The sequence below is a fragment of the Streptomyces diastaticus subsp. diastaticus genome (assembly GCF_011170125.1).
In the GTDB taxonomy this organism is placed as follows: domain Bacteria; phylum Actinomycetota; class Actinomycetes; order Streptomycetales; family Streptomycetaceae; genus Streptomyces; species Streptomyces diastaticus.
Genome location: NZ_BLLN01000002.1, coordinates 1,015,506 through 1,040,250 on the forward strand (window position 1 = coordinate 1,015,506; position 24,745 = coordinate 1,040,250).

The following is a 24,745-nucleotide window of genomic DNA, read 5'->3' on the forward strand; positions in this document are numbered from 1 at the left end:
GTTCTCGCGACTTCGCCCCGACTTTGTGTCGGCGACGGGTCGAGTTCCCGGCGAACGGGCCTGGGGGCGTCGGCTTTCGGCCACGGGGCGCCGGCGTTTCCGTCGGCTTCCCGGCGGAGAGCGAGGCCCGGTCGAGCAGCCCGTGGCCGGAAGCGGACCACCGGTACGGAGTGCGCGTGAGCGAACACCCGGGCACGGCCCGCGGTGCGCGGCGCGGTGGACGCGCGTCCCGCTGCACGGCGACGGACGGACGAGGACGAGCGAGGAAGGGCGAGGGCGCCATGACAGGGAGCGGGGGAGCAACGGGGCGTGTGAGGGCGGTGGCTTGAGGGCGACGGTCCGGTGCTTGGCGCGAACCGGCAGGTGCGGCACGGGCCGGGTGGGCCGCGGGCGCGGTGCTCGTGGTGGCCGGGCCCGCTACGCGCTGAGTCGTGCGCGCGGAGAAGGCCAGGCAGGCGGTGTGCGGGACAGGGCCGCGACGGCGGGACGAGAGGACGAGGAGGAAGCGGCGTGGCGATGACCGGCCGACGAGGAGAGGGCGAAGGCGTGGGACGGGAGACGGGGTCGGGGATGCGTGCGGGTGCGGGGGCTCACGGGGAGGCCGGCGGGGGCGTGCGTGGCGGGCCGGGGCGCGCTCGTCCGGGTGGCCCCGGTGGAGTGCCCCGTCCCGGGTGGGGTTCGGGTGACCGGGGAGGGGGAGCCGCGGCGCCCGGTGGCGCGCCGGACGGGGGGACGGGGCCGCTGATCGTGACCGAGGACCCCGGGCTGCTGGACGATCTGCTGCGGCTGTGCGCCGCCGCCGGGGCCCGGCCGCTCGTCCTGCACACGCTGCCGGAGCGGCGCGGCGAATGGGAGGCCGCGCCGCTGGTGCTGATCGGGGACGACGCGGCGGCGCGGGTGGACGCGGCGCCCCGGCGACAGGGCGTGCTCCTCGTCGGGCGGGACCGGTGGGAGCCGGCCGTCTGGCAGTGGGCCGTGCGGGTCGGCGCCGAGCACGTGCTGCGGCTGCCCGAGGCGGAGGCGTGGCTGGTGGACCGGATCGCCGACGTGGTGGAGGGGGCCGGTCGCAGCGCCCGCACCGTGGGGGTCGTCGGCGGGCGCGGCGGCGCGGGGGCGTCGACGCTCGCCTGCGCGCTGGCCGTGACGGCGGCGGCCGGGGGCAGCCGCACCGTCCTCGTCGACGCCGACCCGCTGGGCGGCGGACTCGACGTGCTGCTCGGCGGTGAACAGGCCGAGGGCCTGCGCTGGCCGGCGTTCGCCCGGTCCCGGGGCCGGGTGGCCCGCCGAGCGCTGGAGGAGGCGCTGCCGGAGGTGCACGGACTGCGGCTGCTCAGCTGGGACCGGAGCGACACGGCCGCCGTCGCCCCGCAGGCGGTACGCGCGGTGCTCGGTGCGGCCCGGCGAGGCGGTGGCACGGTCGTCGTGGACCTGCCGCGCCGGGCCGGCGGGGAGGTGGCCGAGGCGCTGGCCCAGCTCGACCTGGCGCTGCTCGTCGTACCGGCGGAGTTGCGCGCCGTGGCGGCCGCCCGGCGCATGGCCGCGGTGCTCATCCCCGAGGTGCGGGACCTGCGCGTCGTCGTCCGGCCCGCGGGCGCGCCCGGTGTGCCCGGCCACGGGCTGGCCTCCGGCTCGGTGGCCGGACTGCTCGGCCTCCCCCTCGCCGGGGTGCTGCCGCACGATCCGGCCGCCGTCGAGGCCCAGGAGACGGGCCCGCCGCCGGGCAGCGGGCCACGCGGCCCGCTGGCGCGGTTCTGCCGCGAACTGTGGGACCGCGCCGCCGGCCCCGGCCCGGTGCCGGACGACGCGCCGGAGGCGGACGCCCGCGAGGCGACGCCGGGCCGGGGCGGCCTGCTCCGGTCCGCGTTCGGCGGGAACCGGACCGCGACACCCTCGGGCGCCACCGCATGAGCGCGGTCGTCGCCGAGGCCGGGCTGCTGGACGCCGTCCGGCGCCACCTGGCCGAGGAGGGCGCGGAACCCACCGAGGCGCGGGTCGCCCAGGCGCTGCGCGAACAGGGCCGCATGCTGGGCGGCGCCGAAGTGCTGCGGACGGCGGCCCGGCTGCGCTCCGAGATCGCGGGGGCGGGCCCGCTCGAACCTTTCCTCGCCGACCCGGAGGTCACCGACGTCCTGGTCTGCGCCCCGGACCGGGTGTGGGTCGACCGGGGTGGCGGGCTGGAGCTGAGCGGGGTGCGGTTCGCCGACGCCGAGGCGGTGCGCGGACTGGCCCGGCGACTGGCGGCCGTGGCCGGGCGGCGGCTGGACGACGCCCGGCCGTGGGTGGACGCCCGGCTTCCGGACGGCACCCGGCTGCACGCCGTGCTGCCCCCGGTCGCCGTCGGCTGCACCTGCCTCTCCCTGCGGGTCGTCCGCCCCAAGGCGTTCACCCTCGCCGAACTGGTCGCAGCGGGCACCTTGCCGCCCGGGGGAGACCGCCTGCTGGCGGCCTTGGTCGGAGCGCGGCTCTCCTTCCTCATCAGCGGGGGCACCGGAAGCGGCAAGACGACGCTGCTCTCGGCCCTGCTCGGGCTGGTCGGCCCGGCGGAACGCATCGTCCTGGCCGAGGACTCGGCCGAACTGCGCCCGGATCACCCGCATGTCGTCCGCCTGGAGACCCGGCCCGCCAACCAGGAGGGCCGTGGCGCCGTGGCCCTGGACGACCTGGTCCGCCAGGCGCTGCGGATGCGTCCGGACCGGCTGGTGGTCGGCGAGGTCCGGGGCGCCGAGGTCCTCCACCTCCTGGCAGCCCTCAACACCGGTCATCAGGGCGGCGCGGGGACCGTGCACGCCAATGCCGCCGCCGACGTCCCGGCCCGGCTGGAGGCGCTGGGCACGGCGGCCGGACTGGACCGCGCCGCGCTCCACAGCCAGGTCGCGGCCGCCTTGTCGGTCGTGCTCCACCTGGCACGGGACCCGGACGGCAGACGAAGGCTGGCCGAGATCCACGTCCTGGCCAGGGACCCGGCGGGGCTGGTGGTGACGGTCCCGGCGCTGCGCTGGGGCGTGGACGGGTTCGCCGGGGATGAGGGATGGCCGCGGTTGCGGGCGCTGCTGGGGCGCGGAGGCGGGGGGTGAGGGAGGGCGCGGCGGGTGCGGGGCTGAGCCGTCGGACCTCAGCACGTGTGGTGACGGCAGGGCAGCGGACGGGAGGCGGAACGATGAGTGTCGGCGTGGTCGGTGTGGCCGTGGTGAGCGGGCTGCTCTGGAGCGCGGAACCGGCTGTCCGGCGGGTGCGCGTCCGGGCGGGGCTGCGGCACAGGGCGGCCCGGATCGCGGGCGCGGCGGGAGTCGACAGCCGCTGGACGGTGCAGGCGGCATGGCGCTGGGCCGGGGCCCGGCCCGAGTGGGCCTGCCTGGTGGCCGGCGCGGTGCTGGCCGGTGCGGGTCAGTCGGTCCTGCCGCTGCTGGCCGGCGGCGCGGGGGTGCCGTTGGTACGGCGGAGGCTGGCGGCCCGGGCGGCGGCGAGGGCGCGGAACCGGCGGGCCGAGGCGGTGCGGGAGCTCTGCGGGGCGCTCGCGCTGGAGGTGCGGTCGGGGCGTCAGCCCGTGGCGGCCCTGCTGCACGCGGTCGGCGAGGCGCGTGGGCTCGGTGGTGCCGAGGCCGGGGTGCTGGCGGCCGCGCGCTTCGGCGGGGACGTGGCGGCGGCGCTGCGGGAGGCATCGGCGGAACCGGGGGCCGAGGGGTTGTCCGGGCTGGCCGCCTGCTGGCAGGTGGCGGTCGACCGGGGCGCGGGCCTGGCGGCGGGTGCGGAACAGCTGGCGGCGGCGCTGCGGGCCGAGCGCGACCAGGCGGCCGACCTGGCGGCGCAGTTGGCCGGGGCCCGGTCGACGGTGCTGATGCTGGCGGCGCTGCCGCTGCTCGGCCTGGCGCTGGGCTGGGCGATGGGAGCCGACCCGCTGCGCGTCCTGCTGCACACGCCGGCGGGTCTGGCCTGCCTCCTGCTCGGCTCGGCACTGGAGTCGGCGGGGCTGTGGTGGGCGCTGGGGATCGTGCGACGGGCGGGGGTGCCGCGGTGAGCGCCGGAGTTGTCCACAGGCTGGGGGCGGCGCTGTGGGTCCTGGTGCCGCCGGTGGGCTGGGGCGCGTGGCTCAGAGCGCGCCGCTGCGCGCGGGCGCGGTGGCGAGCGCTGCACGGACAGGTGCCCAGCGGTCCGCCGTCGCCCGTGCTGACGTGGGCGGCGGGCCGGGCCGCCTGGGCATGGGTGCTGGCCGGTGTCGCCCTCGTGGCGCTGACGGGCGGCGGGCTCCCGGAGGCGCTCGCCGGCGGTGCCGCCGGATGGTGGGTCCGGCGCTGGGCGTCCCGGCACGGCGCGGCGCGGGACGCCGCGGCTTCCTCGGGCCGAGGGCGGCGGCCGCCAGGCTTTCCGGCGTGGCGGCCCGGCGCGGGGCGTTCGGTGGTGGACGCGCGGCTGCCCCTTGCCGCCGATCTCGTCGCGGCCTGCGTGGCGGCAGGGGCGGAGCCGGTGGAGGCGGCACGCGCGGTCGGCGCCTCGGTCGGTGGACCCGTGGGCGAGGGTCTCGGCAGGGCCGCCGCCGATGTCCGGCTCGGTGGCGACCCGGAGGCGGCCTGGCGCCACGTCGCCGAGGTCCCCGGTGCCTCGGCGCTGGCCCGCTGCCTGGAACGCGCCGCCACCTCCGGGGCACCGGCCGCCGAACCGCTGGCCCGGCTCGCCGCCGAGGCACGGGCCGACTGGAACCGGGCGGCCACCGAACGGGCCCGGCGGGCGGCGGTCGCGGTGACCGCGCCGGTGGGGCTCTGCTTCCTGCCCGCCTTTCTCGCCCTGGGGGTGGCCCCGGTGGTCATCGGCCTGGCGAGCGGGTTGCTGGGCGGAGGTGGCTGACGTGCGGGACGGGGCCACCTCCCGGGCCCGGGGGCCGCCGACGAGGGCCGGCGGGCCGGCGTACCGGCCGTCGGGCGCAGGGAGAGCGACCGGCGGCGGTGTGGAAGGGCAGGGGTGACCGCTCCTGCCCGAGGGATGCGAAGCGGTTTCGACGTTCGAGATGCGGAATGAGGGTGCTGGCGTGAGGAGTGCGGAGATGAGCGGTTCCGGGATGTGCGGTTCGGGGACGAGCGGGTGCGAGACGGAGGGGGCAGTGAGGCGGCACGAGGTCGTGGAAGGAGCGGTCGTCACCGCGGGCCGGCGCATGGCCACGGACGCGCGGGAGGGGCGACCGGCCGAGGACGCCTCCTCCGCCGGGCGGGGCGCGGGTGACGTCGCGGCCGGGGCACCGACCTCGGGAGGGGCGGGAGATCCGGTGCCTTCGTCCGCACCTCTGCCTGTGCCTGTGCCTCGGTCTGTGCCTGCACCTGTGCCGGGTAGGGCTTTGGCGCGGTTGCGCGCTCGGGAGGCGGTCCGGCTCCGGGAGGGGGCCGGTGAAGGTTCCGGAACGCGGGACCGGGGTCAGGAGCGACCGGTCCGGCTGCTGGTCGTGCCGGACGTGGACGATCCCAGGGTGCGCGTCCGGGACGGCTCGCGCCGGTCGGCCGGCGGGCCCGGGCGTCGGAGGGCGGCCGGGCGCGGGCCGGGGGCGCGTGGGGGCGAGGGCGCTCGGCGGCACCGGAGGCCACCGCGGGAGAGGGCGCGCCGGGACGCCGGGATGGCCACCTCGGAGTACGCGATGGCCCTGCTGGCGGCGGTGGCCTTCGCCGGGGTGCTGTACAAGATCGTGACGGGGGGCGCGGTGGCGTCCGCCTTGCAGTCGGCGGTGGAGAAGGCACTCGATGCGCCGTTCTGACGGGGTGGAGTGGCCGGGGCGCGGGCCCGTGCGGCGCTGGGCCCCGGCCACCGCAGGGCGGGCGCCGGGCCGCCGCTGCCGGCGGGCCGGTACCGGTCCGCGCAGGGACGGGCAGCGCGGGGCGGTGACCGCTGAGACGGCGGTCGTGCTGCCGACGCTGGTGGTGTTCCTGCTGGCGCTGCTGTGGGCCCTCCTGGCGGTCGCCGCGCACATCCAGTGCGTGGACGCGGCGCGGGCCGGTGCCCGAGCCGCGGCTCGGCAGGACCCACCCGAGGCGGTCGTCGAGACCGCCCTCCAGGCGGCACCCGAGGGAGCGGACGTGACGGTCGGCCGCACCGGCGACCTGGTGCAGGTCGAGGTGCGGGCCCGCACCCCGGGGCTCGGGGCGCTGACGGTCGGTCTGCGCGCGAGGGCGGTGGCGTCGGCGGAGGAGACGGTGGGCGCGGACGCCCCGGTCGACGCCCCGGGCGCCGGCGAGGCCGCCGGGGCCGGACTCGCCGACGGAGCGCAAGGGCGCGCGGAGGGAGCTCTCCGGCCGGACGCCGAGGCGGGCGGCGACGGCGGTCCCGCCGCGAACTCCTCGCAGACCACACGGACCTGGGACGCGCGGGTTACCGGCGGCAGCGGCAAGGGAGCGGACCGATGAACGACCGCCCTGCCCCCGTGCCACGAAAGTCGACGCGCTCCAGGCCCTTGGGCGCCCCGCCGCCCTGGACGACCACCTCTCGCCCGGCCTTGTTCCGGCCCGCACGCTCGTTCCGGCCGGCGCGAGGGGACGGTCGGCCACCGGAGGTGAGGCGGGAGCGGGCACGACAAAGAGCCCACGATCCTGAGACCGGGCGTCCGCCCCCGCCCGAAGCCACGCGGCGCTCCTGCCGCGCAGGACCGCCCCGGCCGGCTCTCCACCGGTCCCGGCCTCTGCCGGCTGCCCGCCGCCCAGTCCTCGCGGGTGGTGGGAGCGCCCGGCTACGAGGCGCCACCCCGGGCCGAGGCGCCACCCCCGACCGAGGCGCCGCCACGGTCTGGGCGGCGGTGGCCTCGGCGGCGCTCTGCGCGGTGTTCGCCGGGCTGCTGACGATGGGGCACGCCGTCGCCGTACGCCATCAGGCCGGAGGCGTGGCCGATCTCGCCGCTCTCGCGGCGGCCGACCACTGGGCCGAGGGGGAGCCCGGCGCGTGCGCCCGGGCCCGCCGGGTGGCGGCCGCGCAGGGGGCCGAGGTGGTGCGGTGCGTGGTGCGCGGCGAGGTGTCCGACGTGACCGCCGAGGCCGGGTCGGGGCCGTTCGCGGTCCGTGTCAGGGCGCGGGCGGGGCCCCCTGGAGGAGCACCGTGAGCAGCCGGAGGGCGGCCCGTTTGTGCAGCGGCTCGTTGCCGTTGCCGCACTTGGGCGACTGGATGCAGGAGGGGCAGCCCGCGTCGCACTCGCAGGCGGCGATGGCCTCGCGGGTGGCGGTGAGCCACTCCCGTGCGGTGTGGAAGGCCCGTTCGGCGAAGCCGGCGCCGCCCGGGTGGCCGTCGTAGACGAAGACCGTGGGAAGGAGGGTGTCGGGGTGCAGTGGTGTGGAGACGCCGCCGATGTCGCGCCGGTCGCAGGTCGCGAAGAGCGGGAGCATGCCGATGGAGGCGTGCTCGGCGGCGTGCAGGGCGCCGCCGAGCTGCTCCGGGTTGATCCTGGCCGCGTCGAGCTGGTCCTCGGTGACCGTCCACCACACGGCCCGGGTGCGCAGGGTGCGCGGTGGCAGGTCGAGTTTGGTCTCGCCGAGGACCTCGCCGGTGATCAGGCGTCGGCGGAGGAAGGAGACGACCTGGTTGGTGACCTCCGCCGAGCCGTAGCAGAGCCGTCCGTCGCCCCAGGGGATCTCGGCGTCCGTCTCCAGCACGGAGATGGCGGTGGTGTCACGGGCGGTGGTCGAGTAGGACGGCGTGGCCTGCTCCACCAGGGCGACGGACTCCTCCAGATCGAGGTCGCGGACCAGGTAGGTGCGGCCCTGGTGGAGATGGACGGCGCCGGGGTGGACCGAGCCGTGGGCGGCGGCCGCGTCCACGGTGCCCAGCAGCCGGCCGGTGCCCGCCTCGACGATCTGCACGGGCCGGCCCCCGCCGCCCCGGATGTCGGCCAGGTCGGCGGCCGAGTCACGGCGCGTCCAGTGCCACCCGTGGGTCCGTCGGCGCAGCAGCTCGGCCGCCTCCAGCTGCGGCAGCAGCTCCCGGGTGGCCGGACCGAACAGGGCCAGGTCCTCCTCGGTCAGCGGCAGCTCCGCGGCGGCGGCGCACAGGTGGGGCGCGAGGACGTACGGGTTGTCGGGGTCGAGCACGGTCGACTCCACCGGCTGGTCGAAGATCGCCTCCGGGTGGTGGACGAGATAGGTGTCCAGCGGGTCGTCGCGGGCCACCATGACGGCCAGCGCCCCCTGCCCGGAGCGCCCCGCACGGCCCGCCTGCTGCCACAGGGAGGCCCGCGTACCGGGATAACCGCAGATCAGGACCGCGTCGAGGCCGGAGACGTCGACGCCCAGCTCCAGGGCGGTGGTGGCGGCGAGGCCGAGGAGGTCGCCGGAGTGCAGGGCGCGCTCCAGGGCGCGGCGCTCCTCGGGGAGGTAGCCGCCCCGGTACGCCGCGACCCGGCGGGCGAGGGCGCGGTCCACCTCCGCCAGCCGCTCCTGGGCGATCACCGCGACCAGCTCCGCTCCGCGCCGCGAGCGGACGAAGGCCACGGTGCGGACCGACTGGACCGCGAGGTCGGTGAGGATGCCGGCGGTCTCGGCGGTCGCCGTGCGGCGTACCGGAGCGCCGTTCTCCCCGTGGTGCTCGGTCAGTGGCGGCTCCCACAGGGCGAAGACCAGCTCGCCCCGGGGCGAGGCGTCGTCGTCCACGGCGCTGACCGGCAGCCCGGTCAGCCGTCCGGCGGCCACCGCCGGCTCGGCCGCGGTGGCCGAGGCGAGCAGGAAGACGGGATCGGAGCCGTACCGGGCGCACAGGCGGCGCAGGCGGCGGATCACCTGGGCGACGTGCGAGCCGAAGACGCCCCGGTACGTGTGGCTCTCGTCGACCACGACGTAGCGCAGGGCGCGCAGGAAGGAGGACCAGCGCGGATGCGACGGCAGGATGCCTCGGTGCAGCATGTCGGGGTTGGTGAGGACGAGGTTGGCGTACTGGCGGATCCATTCGCGCTCCTCGACCGGGGTGTCACCGTCGTGGACGGCGGGCCGGACCGCCGTGCCGAGCGGGGCCGCCAGTTCCTTCACGGCCCGTAGCTGGTCGGCGGCGAGCGCCTTGGTGGGGGAGAGGTACAGGGCGGTGGCGCCGCGTCCGTTGGGGGCCTCCGAGCCGTCGAGCAGGCCGGAGAGGACCGGGACGAGGTAGGCGAGGGACTTGCCGGAGGCGGTGCCGGTGGCGACGATCACCGACCGGCCGTCGAGGGCGTGCTCGGCGACGGCCGCCTGGTGCGCCCACGGGTCGGCGATGCCCGCCTTCTGGACCGCCGCGATCACCTGCGGACGAATCCGGTCCGGCCAGACGGCATGACGTCCGGCTCGCGGGGGCAAGTGCTCCGTATGAGTGATGCGGGATTCCGGCGTCGTGGCCGGTCCGCCGCCTTCGTGAGCCCCCTCGGCGGGCGCGGCGAAACCGTGGCCGCTGCCCTGTCGGGAGGCCACCAGGCGGTCAAGGACCGTGCGAGGCGTGGGGCGAGGAGCTCCGCCCCCATCGGGACGGCTCGGCCGGGAGAACTCGGTCATCGCCTTCGAGTCTGCCACTGGCGTGACGGACAATGAGGTGAAGGCGTCGTGCACGCCTGCTGGTAAGTGATTGAATGCCAACGCGGCTGGCGAACCGTCCCGGGGGATCAAGCCGAGGTGTCCCGAGGGATGACCGCTCGATAGCAAGGTGCTGGAGGATCCGTGGACCTGTCCCTGTCGACCCACACCGTCGATGATCGTACGGTTGTCGAGGTCGGTGGCGAAATCGATGTGTACACCGCGCCCAAGCTGCGGGAGCAGCTGGTCGAGCTGGTGAACGACGGCAATTTCCATCTGGTCGTCGACATGGAGAACGTCGACTTCCTCGACTCGACCGGCCTCGGTGTGCTGGTGGGTGGACTGAAGCGTGTGCGGGCCCACGAGGGCTCCCTGCGCCTGGTCTGCAACCAGGAGCGCATCCTCAAGATCTTCCGGATCACGGGGCTCACCAAGGTCTTCCCGATCCACCAGTCGGTCGACGAGGCCATCGCGGCCACCGACTGAGACGCGGAGCGTGCACCGGGCCCGTCCCGGTGCACGCTGCCGTCGGTGGGCGGCCGTTCGCGCGACCGCCCGCCGCCCGCCCGATGCTCGCGCGTCGCGTACGGGGCGCCGGCCCGGCGTGTCCGCGTTCCTGACCGGTCGCGGCTTCTCGCGGACGTGGTTCGCCACGCCCGCCGTCGGCCGTACCCATGGCACGTGGCAGGCTCGGGCCCACAGCAACGGGAGTCGCCGGACTTCGGTGAGCCGGTTCTCCCGGAGAGCACTCCCGTACATCCGAGGGGGACGCATGGCCACCGTTGAGCTCCGTTTCACCCCGCTGCCCGAGCACGTGCGGACGGCACGTCTGGTCGGGGCCGCGATGGCGCGCCGCGCCGGGGTGGCGGAGGCGGCCCTCGACGAGGTGCGGCTCGCCGTCGGCGAGGCGTGCACCCGTGCCGTGGGGCTCCACCAGCTCCACGAGGTGGCCGAGCCGGTGCAGGTGCGGCTCATCGAGGACGAGAAGCAGTTCTCCATCGAGGTGGCGGACGAGGCGCCGCACGCGGTGCCCACCGACATCGAGGCCGGTGCGGCGGGACTGCCCGTCACCGAGGACCCCGAGGGCGAGGACGAGATGGGACTCGCCGTCATCAGCGGCCTCGTCGACGACGTGCAGGTGAAGACCGGTGAGTCCGGCGGCCTGATCCGGATGACCTGGCCGACCGTTCCCTCCGCCTGACACCCCGTTCGACGACCGCCCGTATCCCCCGCTGACCTGCGACGCGCCTTCGTCGCGCGGTCAACCGCCTTCGCTCGGGCCGGTGTTGACGGGGTAGGAATTCCCGTCGATGTTGTGCGGGGTTCGTGAGCCTTGTCTCTCTTGGGCCAAAGGGCTTCAAATGGGCAGGTACCGGACGCCCGCGTGAGGGTTGGTGCCCGGGGGCCGTGTAAGTTCCGGGGCCGAGAGCCACGGAAGGGACCAATCCGGTGAACAAGAAGCTCGCAGCCGCACTGTCCGGCGGTGCGGTACTGGCGATGGCGCTGACGGGATGCGGCGACGACAAGGAAGAGAAGCTCGACGCGTGGGCCAAGCAGGTCTGCGACGACGTGCAGCCGCAGGCCAAGAAGATCTCGGACGCGAATGCCGCGATCCAGGAGCAGACCTCGGACAACAGCAGTCCCGAGGACGTCCAGAAGACGGACTCGAAGGCGTTCGGCGACATGTCCGCCGCCTACAAGGCGATCGGTTCCGCGGTGAAGAAGGCCGGTGCCCCGCCGGTCGAGGACGGCGAGAAGACGAAGAACGACGCCGTGAAGGAACTCAACGGCATCTCCACGTCCTACGGCGACCTGAAGAAGCAGATCGACGACCTGGACACCGACGACCAGGGTGAGTTCGCGGACGGCCTCAAGGACATCGCCGGGGAGCTGTCGAAGATCAGCAAGAGCGGCAACGAGGCCCTGGAGAAGCTCCAGTCCGGCGAGGTCGGCGAGGCGATGAAGAACCAGGAGTCCTGCAAGAGCTCCACCACGTCCCCGGCCCCGTCGCCGTCGGGCGCCTGAGCCGGCGTCACCGGCTCGCCCGGCCACTCGCCCCGGGGGCGACCCTTCGAGCTCACGTCCTGAGGGCCGCCTGACGTGGCCGGCGCGCGGTCAGGTGCGTGCTCGTCACCACGCGTGCGCCCTGGCCGAGGTGACTCGCCATCGGGCGAGGTCCTCCGGGCTGGGACCGCCGGCTGAGATCGCCGGGCTGGGATCGCCGGGCTGGGATCGCCGGGCTGGGATCGCCGGGCCGTGGCTACGGGGTTCTCGCCGCCGGTTGAACCGGCCGGTCGGACGGCAGGGAGTGACGTCGGCCCGGTCCGGCCCTTCCCGTCCCCCGCTTCGGCGCCGGGGCGCCCCCACCGCTTCGAAGTCCTCGGCGAAGCCGGACTCGTCAGGTGGGTGCCTCAGCCGAGCTGCCCCCGCCGGGCGCCCGCGCGAGCCGCCGCCGCCGGGCGCTCCCGCGAGCCGCCCCCTTGCCGCCGCACCCAGCCCCCAGCCCCCACAATGGACGGGTGAGTACCCCCAGCCTCCCCCTGACCGACCGCTCCGGCCTGGCTCCGCGCCTGCGGAGCGCCTTCCTCGCCGCCGACTTCACCGCCGACGGGCTCCTGGAACGGCTGGGCGCCGCGGCGTACGCGGCCCTCGCGCGCGCGGAGACGGTGCCCGCGCTGCGGGCGACGCGGGGTGGGACCCCGCTCGACACGCTGGTCCGCCTCTTCCTCCTCCAGCGTCCGGTCTCCGCCGCCGAGGCCGGGGCCGCGCTGCCCGGCGGGCTGCTGGACGACGCCGTGGACGGTGGCTGGCTCAGCCGGGAACCGGACGGGGAGACCGGGGAGGAGGTGGTACGGGCCGCGGTCGACGTCCGGCCCTACGGCGGGCCGGACGGGCAGGACTGGTTCATCGCCTCGGACCTCGGGTGCGCGGTCGGCGGAGCCGGCGGGATCGGCAGCACGGCCGAGGGCGTCGTCCTCGGGGTGGGCGGCGCCTCCACGACGCTGGCCGGCCTCACCGTGCGCGGCCCCGTGCGGAGCGCCCTCGACCTGGGCACCGGCTCCGGTGTCCAGGCGCTGCACGCCTCCGTCGACGCGACGCGGGTGACCGCCACCGACCTCAACCCGCGCGCCCTGCGCTTCACCGAGCTGACCCTCGCGCTCTCCGGCGCCCCCGAGGCGGAGCTCCTCGAAGGCTCCCTGTTCGAGCCGGTCGGCGAGCACCGCTACGACCTGATCGTCTCCAACCCGCCCTTCGTGATCTCCCCGGGCGCCCGCCTCACGTACCGGGACGGCGGGATGAGTGGGGACGATCTGTGCCGCACACTCGTTCAGCAGGCCGGGGACCGGCTCGACGAAGGGGGGTACGCGCACTTCCTGGCCAACTGGCAGCACGTCGAGGGCGAGGAGTGGAGTGACCGGCTCCGCTCCTGGGTGCCGTCGGGGTGCGACGCCTGGATCGTGCAGCGCGAAGTGCAGGACATCACCCAGTACACCGAACTGTGGCTGCGGGACGCCGGGGACCACCGCACCGACCCGGAGGCCTACGCGGTCCGGTACGAGGCGTGGCTGGACGAGTTCGAGGCGCGGAACACCAAGGCGATCGGCTTCGGCTGGATCACCCTTCGGCGCAGCGGCGCGGCCGAGCCGTCGATCCTCGTCGAGGAATGGCCGCACCCTGTCGAGCAGCCCCTCGGCGAGACGGTCCGCGCCCACTTCGCCCGCCAGGACTACCTGCGGACGCACGACGACGCGGCTCTCCTCGCCGGCTACTTCACCCTCGCCCCCGAGGTCGTCCAGGAGCAGATCGGGCTGCCCGGAGCCGAGGACCCCGAGCACGTGGTCCTGCGCCAGCACCGCGGCATGCGCCGGGCCACCCAGGTCGACACGGTCGGCGCGGGTTTCGCCGGGGTCTGCGACGGCTCGCTGAGCGCCGGGCGCATCCTCGACGCCATCGCCCAGCTCATCGGCGAGGACCCGGTGCTGCTGCGGGACCGGACGCCCGCCCAGATCCGGCTCCTCGTGGAACAGGGCTTCCTGGAGCCGGTGACCGGGCCCGCTCCGTCCGGGGCGTAGCCACCGGGTCCGCGCCGGCCCGCCCCGGCGCGCGCACCGCTTCCGCCGGATGCCGTACGCCCGTGTCGTACTTCCGGGGTGTCCTGGCGTGCCGCGCGCGGGGCGGGTGGGTGCCGCGGGGCGGGGCGTACGGACGACACGCGGTACCGGCCGGGAGTTCACCCCGGGTTCCCCCGGGTGTCGTGCCCGGGTGTCAGCCTCCTGGTCCCGGAGCCGCCCAGTCGGCCCGGCGACAAGGGGGGCAGGCCATGGACGGGGCAGCCGGGGTGCCGGAGGGAACCGCCGTCGGCGCGGTCGTGCGGGCGGGCTCGCAGGGCGGGCAGGGACCGGGAGCACCGTTCGCCACGCCCGGGGGCGGCGGCGCCGCCCAGCCGTTGGGGAACCTGGTCGAGGCCACCCCGGCCACCTTCGCGGGAGCGGTCTTCGCCCTGTTCGGGCTGGGGCTGCTGGTCTGGACGGCCGTCCGGGCGCGGCACCGCCGGCCCGTCTACGAGGGCGCCGCCCCGGGCACCTCGGCGGCCGTCTCGGCGCTGGCCGCGGTGGCGTCGCTGGTGCTCGGCCTCTGGTGCTTCAGCCGTGTCTGACCGCCCGCCCTCCCTGCCACCCGGCGCTGCCACCCGGCAGCCGGAAGCAGTGGTCCGGCTCGGACACGTGCCCCCGGCCCCCGTCCCGCGCCCGTCGCCCCCGGCCCCCGCGGCGGCCCGGAAGCATACCCGTCGGCCCCGTCCCGATCTGCGGTGAATGGCCAGGTCGGTACTCCGGGCGGCAGGATCGGACGGAGTCGGGTTACCGTTCCAGTGGCCGGGGTGGGCTTTTCCCGTGTGACACGGGGGCGGGATGTACCGTCACACTCCGCAGCGCAAACCCGGCCCCCATCCCGGAACCACGGGCTCGGGAAGGATTCAGTGTCGACCGGAGAGAAGAGCCACGTTGTCCCCGACCAGCGAGACCGCAGAGGGCGGCCGCCGCCTCGTCATCGTCGAGTCGCCCGCCAAGGCGAAGACGATCAAGGGCTACCTCGGCCCCGGCTACACCGTCGAGGCGAGCGTCGGACACATCCGTGACCTTCCGAACGGCGCCGCCGAGGTGCCGGAGAAGTACACGGGCGAGGTCCGCCGGCTCGGCGTCGACGTCGAGCACGACTTCCAGCCCGTCTACGTGGTCAACGCGGACAAGAAGGCGCAGGTCAGGAAGCTCAAGGAGCTGATGGCCGAGTCGGACGAACTCTTCCTCGCCACCGATGAGGACCGCGAGGGCGAGGCCATCGCCTGGCATCTCCAGGAGGTGCTGAAGCCGAAGATCCCCGTCCACCGGATGGTCTTCCACGAGATCACCAAGGACGCGATCCGCGCCGCCGTCGCCAACCCCCGCGAGCTGAACAAGAAGCTGGTGGACGCCCAGGAGACCCGCCGCATCCTCGACCGCCTCTACGGCTACGAGGTCTCGCCGGTCCTGTGGAAGAAGGTCATGCCGCGCCTGTCGGCGGGCCGCGTCCAGTCGGTGGCCACCCGCCTCGTCGTCGAGCGGGAGCGCGAGCGCATCGCCTTCCGCACCGCCGAGTACTGGGACCTGACCGGCACCTTCGGCACCGGCCGGGGCGGTGACAGCAGCGATCCCGCACAGCTCGTCGCCCGCCTCAACGCCGTCGACGGCAAGCGGGTCGCGCAGGGCCGCGACTTCAACTCCGTCGGACAGCTCAAGTCCGACACGCTCCACCTCGACGAGGCGGGCGCCCGCGCGCTGGCCGACGCCCTCGCCGACACCGCCTTCGCCGTCCGCTCGGTCGAGTCGAAGCCGTACCGCCGCTCGCCGTACGCGCCGTTCCGCACGACGACGCTCCAGCAGGAGGCGAGCCGCAAGCTCGGCTTCGGCGCCAAGGCGACCATGCAGATCGCCCAGAAGCTGTACGAGAACGGCTTCATCACCTACATGCGTACCGACTCCACGACGCTCTCCGACACGGCGGTCGGCGCGGCCCGTGCGCAGGTCACGCAGTTGTACGGGGCCGACTACCTGCCGGACAAGCCGCGTACGTACGCCGGCAAGGTGAAGAACGCGCAGGAGGCGCACGAGGCGATCCGCCCCTCCGGCGACCGCTTCCGCACGCCCGCCGAAACGGGCCTGACCGGTGACCAGTTCCGCCTCTACGAGCTGATCTGGAAGCGGACCGTCGCCTCCCAGATGAAGGACGCCGTCGGCAACTCCGTCACGGTCAGGATCGGCGGCCGCTCCGCCGACGGCCGCGACGCCGAGTTCTCCGCCTCCGGCAAGACCATCACCTTCCACGGGTTCCTCAAGGCGTACGTCGAGGGTGCCGACGACCCCAACGCCGAGCTGGACGACCGTGAGCGCCGGCTCCCGCAGGTCAGCGAGGGCGACCCGCTGGCCGCCGACGCGATGAGCGTCGACGGCCACTCCACCAAGCCGCCCGCCCGCTACACCGAGGCGTCGCTGGTCAAGGAGTTGGAGGAGCGCGAGATCGGCCGCCCGTCGACGTACGCGTCGATCCTCGGGACGATCCTCGACCGCGGGTACGTCTTCAAGAAGGGGACGGCGCTCGTGCCGTCCTTCCTCTCCTTCGCCGTGGTCAACCTGCTGGAGAAGCACTTCGGCCGGCTCGTCGACTACGACTTCACCGCCCGCATGGAGGACGACCTCGACCGCATCGCGCGCGGCGAGGCCCAGGCCGTGCCGTGGCTGCGCCGCTTCTACTTCGGCGAGGGCGACGCCGCGGCCGGCTCCGCCTCCGCGGCGGGCAACGGCGACGGCGACCACCTCGGCGGCCTCAAGGAACTCGTCACCGACCTCGGCGCCATCGACGCGCGGGAGATCTCGTCCTTCCCGGTCAGCGACGACATCAAGCTGCGCGTCGGCCGGTACGGGCCGTACATCGAGCGCGGTGAGAAGGACTCGGAGAACCACCAGCGCGCCGACATCCCCGAGGACCTCGCGCCCGACGAGCTGACCGTCGAGCTGGCCGAGGAACTGCTGGCCAAGCCCAGCGGCGACTTCGAGCTGGGCACCGACCCCGAGACGGGCCGCCAGATCGTCGCCAAGGACGGGCGGTACGGGCCGTACGTCACCGAGGTGCTGCCCGAGGGCACGCCGAAGACCGGCAAGAACGCGGTCAAGCCGCGTACGGCCTCGCTCTTCAAGTCGATGAGCCTGGACACGGTGACGCTCGCGGACGCGCTGAAGCTGATGTCGCTGCCGCGTGTCGTCGGTACCGACCCCGAGGGCGTCGAGATCACCGCGCAGAACGGACGCTACGGCCCGTACCTGAAGAAGGGGACGGACTCGCGGTCGCTGGAGAGCGAGGAGCAGCTCTTCACCATCACGGTGGACGAGGCCCTCGCGATCTACGCGCAGCCCAAGCAGCGCGGTCGCGCCGCCGCCAAGCCGCCGCTGAAGGAACTGGGCGAGGACCCGGTCAGCGGGCGTCCCGTCGTCGTGAAGGACGGCCGCTTCGGCGCCTACGTCACCGACGGCGAGACCAACGCGACGCTGCGGGTGGCCGACAGCGTGGAGGAGATCACCCCCGAGCGCGGCTACGAGCTGCTCGCGGAGAAGCGGGCGCGCGGCCCGGTCAAGAAGAAGACCGCGAAGAAGGCCCCGGCCAAGAAGGCCACCGCCAAGAAGGCGCCGGCCAAGAAGGCGCCGGCCAAGACCGCCGCCGCGAAGAAGACCGCGGGGACGGCCAAGACGGCGGCCAAGAAGACCACCGCGAAGAAGGCGACGGGGGCCGGCAGCACCGCCGCCTCCAAGTCGGCCGCGGCGAAGAAGAGCGCCGGGAGCACGGACGGGGCGGACTCCGGCGAGGAGTGAGCCCGCCGGGCCGGTGGCGGCGGGCTCGGGGACGGGTCTCGCCGGTGGCCGGTGGCCGTAGGCCGGCCGGTGGGTGAGCCCGCGTGCGCGGCTGTCGGGATCGGGGCCGGTGAGCGCCCGGTCGGTGCGCGCCGGTCGGCGGGCCGGGTGCGGGCCTCGGTGCGCACCCGTTCCTTCCCGGGCGCCCGCCGGGGCGAGGTCCCGCCCGACGGCGTGAACGATCGTTCCACGAGGCGTGCGGTGTGTGTTTCTCCGGGCTGAACGCGCTCGTGCGCCGCCCCGTTCCGTGATCTTCCGGAGCGGGGCGGTTTTCGTTCGGGCGTACGAGGGGCAGGTGCTCACCGGAGGAGATGACGGAGCGTGAGGGGGCGGGACGTCGGTCCGGCGGGTGCTGGGGCGGTGCGGCCCTTCGGGGCGCGGCCGGCCGGGCCTGAGCGGGCCGAGCCGGAGAGGTGACCGGTCGCGGTGGCGGTGACGCAGCCGACGTCGGTGACGGACAGGTGACGGACACGCGGGTGGGCCGAGGGCCCGTCCGGGAGCGGAGGAGCGCGAGTGCCCAGGAGTACGAGGATGGTGCCGATTGTCGGCGTGGAGCGGATATGGGCCAGGCCGGACGGTCGTATGTTCGGGCGGGCCGACCGGGTGAGGAACGAGCGGGCTAGGCTGGCGGGATGACGCGAGCCGAGCAGCCAACGGTCGTGAACCCGGCCCCCGACGACGCCCTGGTCGCAGATTCCCGAGAGCGCGCCGTGCGCGCCCTGCTGCGTTTCCGCCCTCTCAAGCAGTTGTGGAGCGCCCAGCTCGTGGGGGGTGTCGGCGATGTCCTTGCCCTCTTCGTGCTGATGGTGCTGGCCTTCCACACCTCGCTGGCCCAGGGGGCGTTCGGCGGCGGGTACCGGGGTGCGGCCTTCACCGTCAGCATCGTCCTCGGCGTACGCGTCCTCGCGACGCTGCTCTTCGGCGCGCTCCTGCTGGGCCCGGTCAGCTCACTGACGGCGCCCGACGGTCCGCTCGACCGCCGCTGGACCATGATGGTCGCCGACGGCCTGCGCGCCGCCCTGCTGATCGTCGCGCCGCTGTGGATCGACTGGACCCCGGACACCGCCCTGGCCACCCTGCTGGTCACGGTCTTCGTGCTCGGTGTCGCGGAACGTTTCTGGACGGTCTGCCGGGAGAGCGCGGCGCCCGCGATCCTGCCCGCCCCGGCCCCGGGCGCGGACGCCGTGCGTCCGCTGCCGGACCGCTCCGAGACGCTGGGGCGGCTCTTCCTGCGCACCACCTTCGTCGCGGTACCGCTGGCCGCCGCCACCCTGGTCGCGGTCACCCTGGTGGGGAACCTGCTGGCCACCGGCGTCGACTGGTTCGCCGAGCACCAGGTCGCCCTGGCCTCGTACGTCGCGGCCGGCCTGTTCGCCGCCTCCCTCTCGGCCGTGTACTTCCTGACGCTGCCCGGCACCCGTACGCCGCGCGCCCGTTCCCCGCTGGAGGGACTGCGCCGCCCGAAGACCGGCACCGGCGCCGACCGGGGCCGCACCGGCACCATCCGCCTGCTGGTCCTCGCCTGCGCCGCGGTGACCTCCGCGATCTCCGGTGCCGTTGCCGTCTCCGTCCTCCACGCCACCGACGTGGACGGTGGGCCCGTCCTCTTCGGCCTCTTCGTCCTCGCCCTCACCGGGGGTACGGGACTCGGCGTCCGCGGCGCCCCCCGCGTGCTGCCCGCCCTCTCCCGGCGCAGGCTGCTGGCGCTGGCCGTCACGCTGACCGGCGTGGCGCTGCTCGCCGCCGGGCTCGTGCCGGATGTCACGACCGTGCTGCTCCTGCTGCTGCTCGCCGGTTTCGCGGCGGGCGTCGCGGCGCAGGCCGGGCACACCCTGATCGACCAGGAGACGGAGGAGTTCCGCCGGGCCCGCCAGGGCGAACACCTCCAGGCCGTGGTGCGGCTGACGCTCGCCGTCTCCGTGCTCGCCGCCCCGCTCGTCGCGGGCGGCATCGGCCGCCACCGGGTCGAGGCCGGGAAGTTCGTCTTCGCCCACGGCGGCGCCGCGTTCACCCTGATGCTGCTCGGCGCGCTGCTGCTGCCGGTCGCCGCCCTCCTGCTCGCCAAGGCCGACGACCGGCAGGGCGTCCCGCTCCGCCGCGACCTGCGGGACGCGCTGCGCGGCGACGACCCGGCCACCGCGCCCGCCGCGACCGGCTTCTTCATCGCCCTGGAGGGCGGCGACGGGGCCGGCAAGTCCACCCAGGCCGAAGCGCTGGCCGAGTGGATCAGGGCCAAGGGCCACGAGGTCGTCGTGACGCGTGAGCCGGGGGCCACCCCGATCGGCAAGCGGCTGCGCGCGATCCTGCTCGACGTCTCCAGCGCCGGGCTCTCGCACCGGGCGGAAGCCCTGCTCTACGCGGCCGACCGCGCCGAGCACGTCGACACCGTCGTCCGTCCAGCCCTGGAGCGTGGCGCCGTCGTCATCTCCGACCGGTACATCGACTCCTCGGTCGCCTACCAGGGCGCCGGGCGCGACCTCGCGCCCACCGAGATCGCGCGGATCTCCCGTTGGGCCACCGGGGGACTCGTCCCGCACCTCACGGTGCTGCTCGACGTCTCCCCCGAGACGGCCCGCGAGCGGTTCACGGAGGCACCGGACCGGCTGGAGTCCGAGCCGGCCGCCTTCCACCAGCGGGTTCGGGCCGGGTTCCTCACCCTGGCCGCCGCCGACCAGGACCGTTACCTGGTGGTCGACGCCGGCCAGCAGCCCGAGGACGTCACCACCGTCATCCGGCACCGCCTGGACCAGCTGCTGCCGCTCTCCGAGGCGGAGCTCCGCGCTCAGGAGGAGGCCCGACGCAAGGCCGAGGAGGAGGCGCGCCGCAAGGCCGAGGAGGAGGCCGCGCGGAAGGCCGAGGAGGAGCGCCTGGAGCGCGAGCGTCAGGAGCAGCTCGCACGGTTGCGCGCCGAGGAGGAGGAGCGCAAGAAGCGCGAGTTGGAGGAGGCCAAGCGGCTGGAGGCGGAGCGGCAGGCCGAGCGCCAGGCCGAGGAGGCCCGCCGCCGCGCCGAGGAGGCCGAGCGCCGCGCCGAGGAGGAGCGCGCCCGGCTCCGCGCCGAGGAGGAACTGCGCGCCGCCGAGCAGGAGCGGCTGCGACTGCGCAAGCTGGAGGAGGAGCGGCTCCGCAAGGAGGCCGAGGAGCGCCGCCGGGAGAAGCAGCGCCAGGCCGAGGAGGCCCTGCTCCGCGCCGAGGAGGCGCGCCTCAAGGCCGAGGAGGAGGCCAGGGCCCGCGCCGAGGAGGAGGCGCGCCGCCAGGCCGAGGAGGACGCCAGGGCGCGGGCCGAAGAGGCCCGTCGGGCGGCCGAGCGGGAGGCGGCACTCCGAGCCGAGGCAACCCCGGCCGACAACGAGACGACCGTGCCCACCCCGGTCCACTCCCTGCGCAAGTCCGGACAGCCGGAGCAGGGCCCCGCCCACTCCCTCACCAAGGACGACGCCCAGGGCGGCGGCCGGCCTGCGGCGCCCTCGGACGCCGAGGAGACGGCCGTCCTCCCGCAGGCCCCCGCCCCCGGGTCGCCCGACGCCGAGGAGACCGCCGTCATCCCCCAGGTCCCGGAGCCGGGCGCCGGGGACGACGAGGAGACCAAGGCGATCCCGCGCGTCACCGAGGACCCCGCGGACCGCGTTCCGCCGGGCTACTTCCGCGACGGCTCCCCGTCCGTGCGCCGGGACCCCGCCCCGGGCGAGAACGAGCGCACCCGCGAGATGCCCCAGGTGGACCCGGGCGCCTCACGCCCCCGCCCCGACTGGGCGGAGGAGACCCCGCTGGACGACCTCCCCACCCTGGCCGACGAACTGCTCGGCCCGCACGACGACGAGGACGACGACCGGCGAGGTGGCCGGGGACGGCGGTAGGCCGTGTCCCGGACGGGCCGCCCCGCTCCCCAGATGGAGGAGCGGGGCGGCCCGGTGCTTTCCGGCACCTGACCCCCGGTTCGGGTTCCACGGGTTCAGCAAGTCGTACAGCGCAGCGACATCAGCATCGGAGAACATCGGCGAAAGTTGCCACCCTGATGAAGTGCAGACAAGCAGTGTGCTTGCCGATCGGGTGCCGACGGCTGGTCCCCGTGCGCCACCCGTACCGGTCGTCCCAGACGAGGGCGACTGCCGGCTGCCCGGGGGAGAAGAGGATGGCGGCGGCCAGGTGTGCGCCGCCGACGGTGCGCACCTGGACCTCACTGGACTCGGCCAGGCCGGCCTCCGCCAGGGTGCCAGCCGTCTTGGCGGAGCAGGGGTGGGCTTCGCGGGTGCGGAGTTCGGCGTCGGCTGCCGCGGTCGCTCCGCGGTGGGTGATCCGCGGATATCCGAGACGCTCGGCGGCCTCTGCGGTGTCGAGGTGAGGGTTGGCCTCGACGAGGTCGGCGATGCGCTCGCCGTGGATCTTGTTGAGGCCGTCGCGGGCGGCGGGGAACCTGTCGAGGCCGAGGGTGAAGGAGCTGGGCCCCCTCGACGGAGCTCGCGCCCTGCGGCAACGCCTCCAGGCCGTCGGCACCCGGCAAGCCCTCGCCGCCCGCCTGCACCGCTCCCAGGAACGGGTCTCCAGCGCCTCGCACTCCCGGGACTGACCCCCGGCACTGCAAGGGAAGCTCACAGCGGGGAAGGCGTCCGCTGAACTTCCGCGCCATGTAGGGCTGCCGCCGGACCGGATCGTGGAGCCGTACGACCACACCTGGAAGAACCCGGGGAGCATCACCACCGAGGACCTGCGCAGCCAGGCAGCCGAGATGGGACTCGCCGGCGTCGACGTCATCCTGCTCACCCCGGCGAGTAGACCCGCCACGCCGCCGCCGTCTGGGCGCTCGCCCACACCCTGCTGATCCGCCTGGGGATCGGCGGACAGCGCGGACGGCTGACCGCCCCGCGCGAAGATGCCCAGATGTACACCACCGCCGCGTAACCCGCCACACCCACTTGGAGCACCGTGAAGATCACCGTCGAAGGGGCCTCGGAGGAGTTCGAGCGCGAACTCCTCGACCTCGTCGCTGAGCACCGCCACGACTCGCCGTCACCGCGGACACCGAGTGGACGGTCGAGCGTGCCGAACGCTACCTCCGCCTGCTGACGGCAACTTCGACGATGAGAGCGACGACGAGGCAAATCCCCGTGCACCTTCCGATGAGCGGGGACCTGATCGAGATTTGCGCAGGTGGTGGTGGGGTTTACCTTGGTGCCGAAAGTATGCGTGTTAAGAGTTTCGTCTCTCTCAGAGTCCAAGCGTCTTCCCAGGTGGAGGCGCTCCAGGCCGCATTGTGGGCCCGCAGTCTGTGATGGACGCGGCAAAAGTGTGGGGGGCCGCGCTTATGCTCAGTGCGAGGGTTCGCCGGGAACGCCGATGAGCCCCGCTGTTGAACCTTTGCTTTGGACGGCCGGGTTCAGACAGGGGGCTCATCAGGTGGTTCGGGCAACTCGCGACTTGATGAATCCCGAGTTCTCTGAGGAGAGAAGTGCCCAACCGCATTCACGAATGTACCTCGCGTGTCAGTTGCATGTGTGGTTCCGCCGCTGAGGAACAGCTGGCAGTGCCGCCCGTAGCGTTGATCTCGTCGCGCGCCGCACTGGTCTGCGTCATCGCGATCCTCTTCGGTGCGGCCGGGGGGTGGCTCACCTTCCTCGCCGGTGACAACGTGCCGGCTGCCGTGCTGGCCGGTCTGAGTGTGACCGGTCTCGCCGTACCGAAGCTGCACACCCACATCGGCCGCTGAGGGTACCTGAGGCTCCGCCGACTGCCAGAAGTCATCGGTGGGGCCGCAGGCTCGCGGGATCAACACTCCCCGTGGGGCAATGCCGATCCGCCCTGACCAACGAAGGGGAAAGCACGTGGACGCAGCATTAGCTGGCCTGGTCGGAACCGTGGCAGGAGCCCTGGCGGGCGCTTTCGGCAGCTGGCTGGCCCAGCGAGCACAGCTTCGTCTGCAACGGGAGAGCTTGGCGCACCAAGAGAGTATCCGGTGGGTGGACGACAAGTGGACCCTCCACCGCGACCTGCTGATCGCCTTGCGCAACTGGCGTGACTGCCTCATGCACCTGTGGCAGGAAGGGAACCGTGAGGGTCTCCACGACGCCCGTGCGACGGCCTACCGGCTTGGGGTGGGAGCAGGCCTGATCGCCCAGCCGGGCACGCGAATCGCGATCAAGGAAGCGCGTAAGGGCCTCCTCGCCGGGCAGGCCGCGATGGCACGGCAACAAGTCCCGCAAGACGCCACCGATCCGTGCAGCGAGGCGAAGCCGCTCCTCACTGCCCTGGAGGAAGCTCTCCACGTGGAACCTTCCTGGGCTGACCGTAGCGCGGCCGCAGAGCCATGAGCTGATCACTTCCAGGCAGAATCACTCCGCCCGACCATGGGAGAAACCACAGTGTCGTCCCCCCGCTCAGACCGATACGAGAACGTGCCCACCGCCTCGGTGTACGACACCTTCGCTGAACTGGCCACCCAGCTCACCGGTCGCTACATCCGTCTCTCCGATACCGCACCGTCTGCCGCAGAGCGCGATCAGTGGTGGCAGAAGGTGCTGGAACTACGCGACACCAAGCGCGCAGTGCCTGCCTACGACCGCGCCGCGCTGATGGCTCACATCAGCCAGTGGGAGGCGGAATTGGCCCGGCTCCAGGGCGATCACCGTGGCTGAGGCCCGGGAGGACTACTACCTCCCCGAGGAAGAGCTGCGGCGCCACTTCGACGAGAGGGTCCGTGACTTCGTGTTCTCCGGCTACGCCCCCCAGGACCGGCCGGTGCTGATCCTGGTGGGCGGGCAGCCCGCCGCCGGGAAGAGCCAGGCGATGGCGGGCGCCGAGCAGCGCCACGCCGGCAGTCAGCTCGTCCCCCTCACCGGGGACGAGCTTCGGGCCTTCCACCCCCGGTACGCGGAGCTTCTCGCCGACCATCCGCTGCTCTTCCCGGACGCGACCGGCCAGGCGTCCGGCGCCTGGGTGCGGATGCCGGCAGCCGGTGGGCGATCGAGGAATGCTTCCAGGCAGCGAAGAACGAATGCGGCCTGGACGAGTACGAAGTCCGCCACTACCCCGGCCGCCCAGGCCGCCGTGGAGGCCGTGGAAGGGGCTGCGGAAACGGCTCAGCCCTCGCCCCCCTCACCGTGGCGGAGATCCGACGGCTCCTGGACACTCACCTGCCGCACTCCGGAGCCGACCACGATCCCGTCACCCACGCACTGAACTGGTCCGCCTGGAGAAGACGCCACCAGGCCATCGCCCGCCCCTGCCACTACCAAAAACGCAGCGCAGGACACGAACCGCTGCTGGAGTACTAGGGGCCCGAGCGGCTCCGCCCGTCGCGTTTGGGCCCTGTCAGTCGTGTCGCGGAGA

21 protein-coding genes and 2 pseudogenes are annotated in these 24,745 nt (G+C 74.5%); 21 read left to right on the plus strand and 2 right to left on the minus strand.

The window, feature by feature from the left end:
• Positions 1–747 precede the first annotated feature (747 nt).
• From ssd to Sdia_RS06265, 7 genes are all read left to right on the plus strand, one after another.
• Positions 748–1,908, plus strand: a complete 1,161-nt coding sequence (ssd, locus tag Sdia_RS06235) for a septum site-determining protein Ssd (protein ID WP_371874228.1) — start codon at positions 748–750, stop codon at positions 1,906–1,908.
• A complete protein-coding gene (locus tag Sdia_RS06240; protein WP_189500452.1) occupies positions 1,905–3,074 on the plus strand; it encodes a TadA family conjugal transfer-associated ATPase in 1,170 nt (389 codons plus the stop codon). The genes ssd and Sdia_RS06240 overlap by 4 nt, the downstream gene beginning before the upstream one ends.
• A gap of 83 nt (positions 3,075–3,157) precedes the next feature.
• Positions 3,158–4,015 (plus strand): type II secretion system F family protein, encoded by an 858-nt coding sequence (locus Sdia_RS06245; RefSeq protein ID WP_189500451.1) that lies wholly within the window; start codon positions 3,158–3,160, stop codon positions 4,013–4,015.
• A complete protein-coding gene (locus Sdia_RS29950) occupies positions 4,012–4,839 on the plus strand; it encodes a type II secretion system F family protein (protein WP_229831570.1) in 828 nt (275 codons plus the stop codon). Before Sdia_RS06245 ends, Sdia_RS29950 begins: the two co-directional genes overlap by 4 nt.
• A 304-nt stretch (positions 4,840–5,143) precedes the next feature.
• The gene (locus Sdia_RS06255; protein ID WP_262417672.1) at positions 5,144–5,734 is read left to right on the plus strand and encodes a DUF4244 domain-containing protein; all 591 of its coding nucleotides are present in this window, start codon (positions 5,144–5,146) and stop codon (positions 5,732–5,734) included.
• Between the two features lie 124 nt (positions 5,735–5,858).
• Positions 5,859–6,380: a TadE family type IV pilus minor pilin gene (locus Sdia_RS30590; RefSeq protein WP_308435941.1), complete on the plus strand. Its 522-nt coding sequence runs from the start codon at positions 5,859–5,861 to the stop codon at positions 6,378–6,380.
• A gap of 272 nt (positions 6,381–6,652) precedes the next feature.
• Positions 6,653–7,066 (plus strand): Rv3654c family TadE-like protein, encoded by a 414-nt coding sequence (locus Sdia_RS06265; RefSeq protein WP_371874236.1) that lies wholly within the window; start codon positions 6,653–6,655, stop codon positions 7,064–7,066.
• Here Sdia_RS06265 and Sdia_RS06270 read toward each other — a convergent pair.
• The gene (locus Sdia_RS06270; RefSeq protein WP_189500450.1) at positions 7,029–9,551 is read right to left on the minus strand and encodes a DEAD/DEAH box helicase; all 2,523 of its coding nucleotides are present in this window, start codon (positions 9,549–9,551) and stop codon (positions 7,029–7,031) included. The two genes, Sdia_RS06265 and Sdia_RS06270, sit on opposite strands and share 38 nt — an antisense overlap.
• An 81-nt stretch (positions 9,552–9,632) precedes the next feature.
• Between Sdia_RS06270 and Sdia_RS06275 the strand changes: the two genes are divergently transcribed.
• From Sdia_RS06275 to tmk, 7 genes are all read left to right on the plus strand, one after another.
• On the plus strand, positions 9,633–9,974 hold the full coding sequence (locus Sdia_RS06275) for an STAS domain-containing protein (protein WP_003949660.1): 342 nt from the start codon (positions 9,633–9,635) through the stop codon (positions 9,972–9,974).
• Between the two features lie 286 nt (positions 9,975–10,260).
• A complete protein-coding gene (locus tag Sdia_RS06280) occupies positions 10,261–10,689 on the plus strand; it encodes an ATP-binding protein (protein WP_100455361.1) in 429 nt (142 codons plus the stop codon).
• Between the two features lie 248 nt (positions 10,690–10,937).
• Entirely contained in the window at positions 10,938–11,513 is a 576-nt protein-coding gene (locus Sdia_RS06285; RefSeq protein ID WP_100455362.1) for a small secreted protein, read from the plus strand.
• 494 nt (positions 11,514–12,007) lie between these two features.
• A complete protein-coding gene (locus Sdia_RS06290; protein WP_115068848.1) occupies positions 12,008–13,561 on the plus strand; it encodes a DUF7059 domain-containing protein in 1,554 nt (517 codons plus the stop codon).
• A gap of 248 nt (positions 13,562–13,809) precedes the next feature.
• Positions 13,810–14,145 (plus strand): hypothetical protein, encoded by a 336-nt coding sequence (locus Sdia_RS06295; protein ID WP_115068847.1) that lies wholly within the window; start codon positions 13,810–13,812, stop codon positions 14,143–14,145.
• A 346-nt stretch (positions 14,146–14,491) separates the two neighbouring features.
• On the plus strand, positions 14,492–17,386 hold the full coding sequence (topA, locus tag Sdia_RS06300; protein WP_115068846.1) for a type I DNA topoisomerase: 2,895 nt from the start codon (positions 14,492–14,494) through the stop codon (positions 17,384–17,386).
• A 671-nt stretch (positions 17,387–18,057) separates the two neighbouring features.
• On the plus strand, positions 18,058–21,279 hold the full coding sequence (gene tmk / locus Sdia_RS06305) for a dTMP kinase (RefSeq protein WP_189500449.1): 3,222 nt from the start codon (positions 18,058–18,060) through the stop codon (positions 21,277–21,279).
• A 121-nt stretch (positions 21,280–21,400) separates the two neighbouring features.
• Here the strand turns inward: tmk and Sdia_RS06310 are convergent, their stop codons facing one another.
• Positions 21,401–21,916, minus strand: a complete 516-nt coding sequence (locus Sdia_RS06310; RefSeq protein WP_189500448.1) for a hypothetical protein — start codon at positions 21,914–21,916, stop codon at positions 21,401–21,403.
• A gap of 157 nt (positions 21,917–22,073) precedes the next feature.
• Between Sdia_RS06310 and Sdia_RS06315 the strand changes: the two genes are divergently transcribed.
• From Sdia_RS06315 to Sdia_RS30710, 7 genes and pseudogenes are all read left to right on the plus strand, one after another.
• Complete coding sequence (locus Sdia_RS06315) at positions 22,074–22,241, plus strand: hypothetical protein (protein WP_181844048.1); 168 nt, start codon at positions 22,074–22,076, stop codon at positions 22,239–22,241.
• 702 nt (positions 22,242–22,943) lie between these two features.
• Entirely contained in the window at positions 22,944–23,126 is a 183-nt protein-coding gene (locus Sdia_RS06320) for a hypothetical protein (protein WP_229831567.1), read from the plus strand.
• 250 nt (positions 23,127–23,376) lie between these two features.
• The gene (locus tag Sdia_RS06325) at positions 23,377–23,727 is read left to right on the plus strand and encodes a hypothetical protein (RefSeq protein ID WP_147289605.1); all 351 of its coding nucleotides are present in this window, start codon (positions 23,377–23,379) and stop codon (positions 23,725–23,727) included.
• A 99-nt stretch (positions 23,728–23,826) separates the two neighbouring features.
• Positions 23,827–24,051: a hypothetical protein gene (locus Sdia_RS06330; protein WP_147289604.1), complete on the plus strand. Its 225-nt coding sequence runs from the start codon at positions 23,827–23,829 to the stop codon at positions 24,049–24,051.
• A 115-nt stretch (positions 24,052–24,166) separates the two neighbouring features.
• Positions 24,167–24,301, plus strand: a pseudogene (locus tag Sdia_RS29955) (zeta toxin family protein); the annotation flags it as partial.
• Between the two features lie 59 nt (positions 24,302–24,360).
• Positions 24,361–24,595: pseudogene (locus tag Sdia_RS30705) on the plus strand (IS701 family transposase); the annotation flags it as partial.
• On the plus strand, positions 24,517–24,690 hold the full coding sequence (locus tag Sdia_RS30710; RefSeq protein ID WP_307496643.1) for a hypothetical protein: 174 nt from the start codon (positions 24,517–24,519) through the stop codon (positions 24,688–24,690). The pseudogene Sdia_RS30705 and the gene Sdia_RS30710, both read left to right, overlap by 79 nt.
• Positions 24,691–24,745 lie beyond the last annotated feature (55 nt).